The sequence below is a fragment of the Streptomyces sp. NRRL F-2664 genome (genome assembly GCF_000719345.1).
In the GTDB taxonomy this organism is placed as follows: domain Bacteria; phylum Actinomycetota; class Actinomycetes; order Streptomycetales; family Streptomycetaceae; genus Streptomyces.
In genome coordinates this window covers 1-8,514 of record NZ_JOFX01000085.1, presented here as the reverse complement: position 1 = coordinate 8,514, position 8,514 = coordinate 1, and the positions used below count along the sequence as shown (strand labels likewise).

General features: G+C 67.2%; 4 protein-coding genes. 2 read left to right on the top strand and 2 right to left on the bottom strand.

Annotation, left to right across the window (positions count from 1 at the left end):
* Positions 1 to 50: 50 nt before the first annotated feature.
* Positions 51 to 332 (bottom strand): ATP-binding protein, encoded by a 282-nt coding sequence (locus tag IF89_RS0133425; protein ID WP_158718034.1) that lies wholly within the window; start codon positions 330 to 332, stop codon positions 51 to 53.
* Positions 333 to 1,423: 1,091 nt separating this feature from the next.
* Here IF89_RS0133425 and IF89_RS49795 point away from each other — a divergent pair.
* Complete coding sequence (locus tag IF89_RS49795; RefSeq protein ID WP_158718033.1) at positions 1,424 to 1,747, top strand: transposase domain-containing protein; 324 nt, start codon at positions 1,424 to 1,426, stop codon at positions 1,745 to 1,747.
* 625 nt (positions 1,748 to 2,372) lie between these two features.
* A complete protein-coding gene (locus IF89_RS46420; protein WP_158718032.1) occupies positions 2,373 to 2,672 on the top strand; it encodes a hypothetical protein in 300 nt (99 codons plus the stop codon).
* Between the two features lie 2,788 nt (positions 2,673 to 5,460).
* Here the strand turns inward: IF89_RS46420 and IF89_RS49185 are convergent.
* Positions 5,461 to 8,514, bottom strand: a 3,054-nt coding sequence (locus IF89_RS49185) for an RHS repeat-associated core domain-containing protein (protein ID WP_030776176.1), incomplete at its 5' end; no start/stop codon positions are given.

The window sequence follows — 8,514 nt, the reverse complement described above, 5'->3', positions numbered from 1 at the left end:
GCCTTCCCCCTGGACCGACAGAACCCCCCAACAAGGTTCATCGTTGCAGCTCAGGAAGGCACTTTCGCGTTTCCGCCCCATAGCAGGCCGTACCCAAGTGAAACGGCGAGGCTAGGGCTCCTGGAGAAGCCGAAGTCCTCGATCCGCTTGTTGCGCGGGGAGCAGGCTTCCTTGACCCCGCGGAGTTTGCGGCGCTCGTCGCGGTCCTGGAACTCGCTCCCCAGGAGATCGGCCAGGAAGTCCGAATAGGAGGCGTGCTCGCGCAGTGCCTGGGCGGCGAACTCCTCCCAGCCGTCGCGGACCGTGGCCAGGCCCCAGACCCCCAATCCCACCGAAATCCGGCCACATCTGAGAGGTTTCAGGACGGCGAGTGGGCTTGGTGGTATTTCTTTAGGCAGGCACTGAAAAAATTTGCCCTGCCTGCAATCTAGGAGGATATGTGAACCGCAAGTATGCAGCCAGCACTCTTATTGCTCTGATCTCCGTGGGATCCTTGCTGTCGTCGTCGAGTACAGCGGCCGCCTCCGACGACCCATACCGGACGGCCCGTGCTTGCGCCGATCTTCAGAGGGAGGTGGACGACTGGGTTGCAGGGAGGGTCTTCTACTTTTCGGACCCCCGGCCAGACTGGCTAAAGGAGGCCCAAGATAGTAATTGCACAATCCGCAACCTAGAACCTCCGCTCTCCGCTAATGAATCAAGGTTTGCCGTCACCGTGCGCGACGCTTCCGTGAACGGCACCTAGAGATTTTGCTGCCCCTCGGCAGAGAACTGACGGGCCAGGCAATGCTTTCTGCGACCGCCTGGAAGAGTCCCCGGGGTCGGGTTCCGCTGAGCCTGGCGGATCCTGCCCCATGACCTGCGACGGAACCGCTAGAGCAGCATCACAGGGCTCTGGAAGGGTACGGAAGTGAATGCTCACTTCCGTCGGGCCAATGGCTGTGAGATCGCCCGCTGGGAGCAAATGCGTCCGGTCCTGCCTTCCGCCCGTTAAGGATCCTCGGCGGAGTCGCCGATCGGGTGGCGGCCGCCTGCGGTTGGCAGGCGAGCCTTCGGGCGGTGGTTCGAGATGTCTCATGTCTCAACTGCTGCGACTGAAGGCCTAGTTGGATCCCCTGGACTGCCGAAGTCGGCCTGCCGCACACGCTCGTGGGGCGGCTCACGATGCTGACCGCCAACCCCGCCTGCAAGGCTTGACATGCGCAACCGTCGCCCTGCGGCCTGTGCAAAGCCCGCGCGGGCTTATCGGAGCACAGGCTGTTCGAGCCGTCTGAAGCAGACATGGAGCTCCTGCTAGAACCATGTCGACCAAGATCATTATCCAGCAGGAGCTCCACCGACGCCCAGTCTGTCATTTCTCACGGGGTAGCGTTGCCGCAGGCCCGTTCGCGCCGGGCGAGTGACGCGGATTGTCCCGTTCGAGATGGCCGACGAGGTGCTTGCCGAGTCCGGCAGAACGCAGCAGCGGATACGGCTCTTCCCCACGCGTGGTGGTGTACCTGCTCTGGCCGGGGCCCTGCTCCCCGGCCCTGGCTGGCAGGAGGTGCGGCAGCGGATGACGTCCGGCCTGGAAGGAGTCGAAGCGGCCGCTCCGACGGCCGGCGCATGGGCACAAGGCCATAAGGAGGATCGGGGCCATGGCCGCTGCGGCGCTTGCCCGACCTGCTGCGCGGGTCGGCCGCAGGGGCCAGCGCTGTGGGAACGCGGTGGCGCGGCCTGCTCGTCTGCGCGGTCGGCGGCACCCTGACGGCTGTGCCCGGCACCCCCGCGAACCAGGCCGAAGAGCCCAAGCACCGAGAGGCAGCAACGGCGGAGCGGGGTACCCCTTCACTCCGTCTGCTGGTTCTGGTGTCGCGGCACCCGCATGTGCTGGACGCCGTATCAAGGCCGGCCGAGACCGCGGGAGGCCTGCTATACCCTACGCCCGGTCCGCAGCATGGGCGAAGGCATGGCCGTGTTGCTGGACCGGAACTTCGCCGTCCAGACCCTGGTCGAGGCGAACACACAGCGGAGCGCCCGTGTCCTGGTCCGGTGGAAGAGCACCGGAAACCGCCGGTCCTCGGACGATTCCCCGACGGCTCCCACCTGTTCAGGCCCGGAGCCGTCGTCGTCCGTGCCATCGACTGCCAGATCACCGTCAGCGCCGCCCAGGGACGCCGCACCGGGGGCCACCGCCTCGTCACGGCTCCCACCCCCGTATCCACCCGCCGCCGAGCTGGTCAAGCTTTCTCACGAGCGGCGGGAGGCCGAGACCTCCCACCTTGAGAAGAGTCTGCCGTCCTCGGCGGCCGGGTACTCCGCGCCCGGACTCCGCCCCGTGTGGTCCAGGAAGTCTTAGCCCTGCTGGTCACTTACACGTCCTACGACTGGCGATGGCAGACGCCACTGCCTCACATACCGACCCCGGCCGGGCCGTCTTCACCATCGCCCTGAACGCCGCCCGCGACCTGCTCATCCAGGCCGCGGGCACTATCGGCGACACGACGGGCCGGCCTCGTCGGCACCATCGGCCGCCGGGTCCTGGCCCGCCTCATGCCCGCCCGGCGCATCCGCACCCGGCGCCACGCGTCGTCAAGCGCGCCATCTCGACGTACAGCGCCCAAGGCGTCGTCGACAGGACCAGCTGCAAGGCCGCCACCAGCATCGGCATCCTCACCGGCCCTACCACTTGACACCGAGCGCCCAACGCCAACTACACGGCATTGCTACTGGCCCTGCGACCGGTGGCCATACTCAAAAACGGGCCGCAAAAACCTACCCGATGCCCGGGCCTGCAAGAAGCGCCCCCCCGCCTGCAATCCGCGCCCTGGCCTGTGCATCGCTCGCGGGTCGTGCCGGGCCTGCTGGCGCGACGGCACCTGCTATGACCCGGACAACCGCGAAGCCGACAGAGACACCCAGCACACCTGCCGACACCACTCGTAACGGCAAGAGGCTGACTCAGGAAACTTCAGCGGCCCACCCGCCAGGATTGCAATGGGACGGCCTGCACCGCTCTCAGTCGCCCGCAGCAGCATCCCCAGAACTGATTCGACTGTCAAAGCTGCCAAGCGTGGGCCAGTATTTCGGTGCAATGGAGACGAAGATGAAGCTTCCGGGCTGCGAAGTCCAATTGGTGTGCGTATTCCAGCCGTACCCGTACGGGCCGAGGGCGTACCATCCGCCGTACTGTGTCCTGCGCTCCTGCGATCTCTGCACCGGGGACAAGCCGCCTTCTTCCTTCATGCCGTTGATTCCTCAGGAAAGTCGGATTCCCTGAGCTCGTTTTCGGGCACTCAAGTTTTCGGAATGGCGCCCCCGGCAGGCCATGGCGCGATGTTTAATGCGGGGTGTGGAAACATAGTCGGGATCGCGGAGCCCCTGGCCGGCTGCGGGTGATGCCCATATGCCCACCAGCAGTGCAGCCGCTGGCATCCCTAAAATTTTCCTCGTTGGTTCATGCGTCGCCGAAAGTAAAATTGCCGCTCTTCGTGTCCGCCGGTATGGGCGGCCTCGCCTCGCAAGCCGTCTATTCGCCTGTGCCGCAAGGCGGACAAGACTACCCGTGTGGCAGGCGGGAGGTAGCGCAACTCCCCACTGCTTCGGAGGGATCCCTGACTCCGCCGAACGGAAGTCTCGGTTAGGGAGATTCGATGTCCCGCCAGCCCTTGATTCGGCCGTCCCGAGCAGTGATGATCTGCGCGGAGGGGAAGTTTCCGCCATGTGATCTTCGAATGTGCGCGCCGCGGCTGGAAGATCGCGCAGCCTCAGCCTGCCCGGGGCGGGCCCCCTGCAGCCCAAGGCTTTGGAAACGCATCCTGGATTGCTGCAGGAAGCGGTCCGCGGAAATGAGATTAACCATGGTCTCTATTTAGGAGAAATTAGGAATGCTGCTATCCAAGCGCTTCGCCCCCGCAGTGACGGCCCTCATCGTCAGCGGGCTTTCTATTCCATCTGCGTATGCCATCGGTGTCGCGACCTCACCTGCAGACGAGGCTGCCCGTAGCGCGCAGCAGTCGGAGTGCAGCTCGGCCGGCACGTCAGACGAAAACACCTGCCGAAACCTGGCCGAGGGCGCTCAGCCTGCCCAGCCGGGCCCCGCTATTGCGGTTGGCACAGTCGCCGCGCAGGCCGAGAGCGAACCGATTTCGGCAAAAACTGTCCGAATATCCTGGGTTCCGGCTCCGGGCGGCCCTGCAGCTACAAACTATCGGGTGATCGCCACATGGCCCTGCTCGACTCCGGGCGGCTGCAGTAATACCTACTACCCTGATCCCACTCAGACCAGCATCGTCGTACCCGTCAATCACAACCCGACTACGTATTTCGTCGTCCCTCAGAATGCTGCAGGTTTTGGCCCAGCGTCTCCTGCTTCTTCGCCGGTGGTGCACTCAGGCGTTCCGCTTGCTCCTGCGGCGCCGACAGTCGTCCCGGAAAGCTGAGGCAGGCCGCCGCATTTCGCCTCACCAGCGCTGGGGCGCGTGCACCGTCGGCCGGCCAACGACGCTTGTGTCCGTCCGGCATCTCCGTCTCGGACGCCATGGGGCCGGCAGCGTGGCGCAGTTCCCGGCCGGCGAAAGCCCGGGAGGGGCTCGCACCCGCACAGAAGTCTCCCAGCCGGGCGCCTTCCCGTCTCCAGCCGTCGAGAAAACCACTGAGCCCGGGTGCGCGGCGGCGCGGGATGAGCCGGCCTGTGCTGCGGCAGCCGCCCTCCGCGATCACCGTGGTCCGGCCGGCGGCCTCCTTCGCGCCGGACAGCTCCCGCGCCATGCAGTCGTCGCGGCTGCCGGGCTGTGGCGCCCGGCCGGGTGCGGCGCCGACGACGGCCTGGTGGCTGGTGCAGGAAGCTCGGCCACTGGTGGTCCGGGCCGAGACGCGGGTGCCGCCGACGACGAGCGCGGTGCCCCTGCGATGCGGCCGGCCGCGGACGCGCACAGCCCGACAGCGGTGCCAGTCGGCGCAGAGCGAGACTGGTCCGCTGCGCGGCGGCCAGCCGGACCCGGCCCCTTCGGCAGCAGGCCCAGGGCCGGCCCCTTGCCCGCCGGACCCGTTCCCTCGCACCGCAGGGCGCTGAGCGCTTGCCGGACTGACGCGACCCCAGCCTGGTGAACGCGGCTGTCCGAAGGCTCCGGTGCAGGGCTGCACCCGGCACAGCAGATCATTTCTGCTGTGGCCGCCGGTTACGGGGCACCCCCAGCAGAAGTCCCTACCGCCGGCCGTGCCTGCCGGGTCGCCGGCCCGCCACACGCACCTCCCGCAGCCGCAGCGCCCCGCCGGCCGCGCAGTCCGACCGCTGCATCGCCCGCCTGGGCACCCCGGCGGACGCGCCTTCGCCCAGCCGAAGCGCGGCAGCTCCTTCCGCGGGGCTCCCACCCGGTCCCAGGTTGTCCACGCCGGCTGCACCCTGCGGCCTGCGGCTGTACGGGATGAAAAGGGCCCCAGTGATGGCCGGGAAGTGCACTACGGGCATGCCGCCCCTGGTCAGGAATTCTTCTGGAGCGATTCACGAAGCTTCCCCTTGGGGAGTTTTGTAGCACCGGTGTCGTACAGGATGAACGTGTCATACATTCCATCCGATTTCATGCGCCCGAACCACTCCGTGATACCCGAAACCATGCTGCGGGATCCTTCCAGACTGTCTTGATTCATGTCGGTAGCCTTGCTCGCCTTGGAGCCCCGCCACGCCATCTCGATATGCGCTTCCTGTCCCTGGCTGTTAAACGCGGCCAAGGCGAAGATTTTTCGGAGCGGGGCATTTGCGACTGCTTCGATAATTCTGTCGCCGTTGTCGGGCTCCATCGCAGACCCCTTTTGTCCGGCCTGCGCTGTAAATGAACTCGAGGCCACTCCGCTTCCCCAGATGGTCTCTGCGTCAGGCTGGGTGAACGTGACTCTCCCGGCGGGAAGCGAGGGGGAGCCTGTGAAGGTTTTGATTGCCGCCCAGAGCACCGTCTGGCAGCCCTCTGGGAAGGCGTTGAATCCTATTCGCCGGAAAAGCGTGAAACCTATGCTCTTTCCCCAGTACTCTTCGTGCGTTCCCTTCATCGGGGTAATGCCCGAGTCCAGGAGGTCTATGATTCCCTGCTGTTTTTCCGCGTGCTCCGCGGCCATGTCGAGACGGCGTTTCTCGACTTCGGCGTGCCATCTCTCCCACATGTCGGTGCGGGCTACATTGATTCTTGCCTGCTGCTGTTTCTGCCTTTGGAGCCTGGTGTTATACCTGGGCAGCTTGAAGCTGATGTTTCCGGTGGGGTCGGTGTACTCAACGGGGTTGGTGTTGAAGGCCTGGTATTTGTTGAGCGGTGTGGGGTGGGGGTCGCGGGTGGTGAAGCGGCCGGTTTCGGGGTGGTAGAGGCGTGCCGGGGTGTAGTGGGTGCGGGTTTCGGTGTTGGTGTACTCGCCGCCGAAGCGGAAGGGGTTGGCGGCAGGATCGGCAGCCCGGGCGGCGTCTGCCAGGGGCGCTCCCCCGGGTCCGGTTTCCAGTCCGTAGTCGCTGTAGGCGCGGCTGGCGTGTACGCCGCCTGCGGGGCTGGTCTCCAGGACGGTGTTGCCGCGGCGGTCGGTGTGGAGGTAGAGGGCGGCACCGGGGGTGCCGGTGAGGGTGCGGGCTTCACGTCCCGCTGCTCCGGTGAGGTAGGCGCCGGTGCGCGGCTGCCCGCCACTGCCGGTGTGGGTGTCGTTGGCGATGGCGCCGTCGGGGGTGTAGTGGAACAGGACAGTGCTGGCGGTGCCGTCCGGGGCGGTGGTGGTGGCCGACCTGCGGCTGCCATCCGCCCAATAGGCGTATGCGGTGCGGGTCCCGTCGGCGGCGGTGGCGGTGGTGGGCTTGTTGTCGGGGCTGTAGGTCCACGCGGTGCCGTCGGCGCTCTGGAGGAGGTTGCCTGCCGCGTCCCAGTCCTGGGAGGTCTTCCTCCCGCCGGCGGTGAGGGCAGTCAGGCGGCCTGCAGAGTCGGTCTCATACACCGTGCCGGTCTTCTTGCCGCTGGCGTCGGTGGATGTGGCGGTGGTGATATCGCCAGCGGCGTTGGCTGTGTAGGCCGTCGACCGCAGCACCGGCGCCCCGGCGTCGGTGCCGCTGTGCACGGTGGTAGCGGTGAGGCGGCCGTAGGCGTCGTAGCCGTGCACGGTATGCGTCGCCGCCGGCGGCGCGCCTGCGCTGCCGTCCTCACCCGCGCCGGTTCCCTGTCCGCTGCCCGCCCGCTGCTCCCCAGCGGCGGAGGGGCGGGTATCGGTGCGGGTGGCGAGGTCGCCGCGGGTGTTGTACGTATACGAGGTTTCCGACAAGAGGGTGCCGTCTGCGCGGGTGAGGGTCTCCCTCTTCGGCTGACCGCTGTCGAAGTAGTCCACCGTGAAGGTGGTGCCGTTGCCGTATGCGGTGCGGGAGATGCGCCCGAGGCTGTCGTAGGTGTAGACAGCCGAGGCGGTCTGCCCGTCCGCGGTCTTCTGGACGGCCTCGGCCAGGCTGCCGTCGGGGTTGTAGGTATAGGTGGTAAGGGCTCCCGCGGCGTCGGAGGCGGTGGTGAGCTGGCCCGCGGCATCGTAGGTGCGGGAGACGGCCTTCCCGTCGGGGTATGCGACCGATACCAGCCGCCCCTCGCCGTCGTAGCCGTAGACGATGAGCGAGTCCTTCCTCGCATCCGCATCCCCGCTACTGCCGTCGCTCTGCCAGATACCGGCAACCCGGTTCAGGCTGTCGTACTCCATGTGCCGGACCGTGGTGGCGCCTTCCGCATCCGTGACGGAGGTACTGGTGAGCAGGGAGGTGTCCTGGTCGTAGGTATAGGCAGTCGTGGTGACGCGCTTGCCGTCCCCAGTCTGCACCTCGGTCCGGGCGATCCGGCCGTCGTCGCCGTAGGTGTAGGCGGTGGTGTTGCCGAGCTGGTCGGTCTGGGAAGCGAGCCGGCCCCCCGCGTCGTAGGCGTCCACCGTGCCGGTGAAGGTGTCGCCCTGGCTCGGCGCCCCCTGGGCCAGGGCCTTCGACGTCTGCCGCCCCGCCAGATCATGGGTGAGCGCCGCGGTGAACTCCTGGCCCGGATACAGGTCCGGTGCGGCCGGGTTCAGCACGGCGCTCTGCGGGACCCCGCCCGCACCGTAGGAGGGGGTCGTGGTGACCTCGCCGCTGGTTGAGGTCAGGGGCCGGCCTAGGGCATCGGCCCGGGAAGACGATCCTGCCGCCAGGGTGCCATCGGCGAACACCACCCTCGCACTGTTGGCGCGCTGCGCACTGTCGGCGTCCTGCACGCTGACCGCGCGTGCCTGGTCAAGGCCGACGCTGTTCTGGTCTTTCCCGAGGACGCCCTGCGCTACAGCCTCGTCCACGATATCGGCGGCCGTCTTCTGCGTCGTGCCGTCGGGGCGGGTGGTGCTGCTGGTGTGGCCCCACGGGTCGGCGGAGGTCACGGTTTTGCGGCCGGCCTGGTCGGTGGTGGTGACCTGGTAGTGGGCCCACTGGGAGTAGTCGGCCTGGGCCAGTACCCGGGCGCCGTCGGCGTCGGGTTCTTTGGCGTAGGCGCCGTCGCGGTAGTTGTCCGCGGT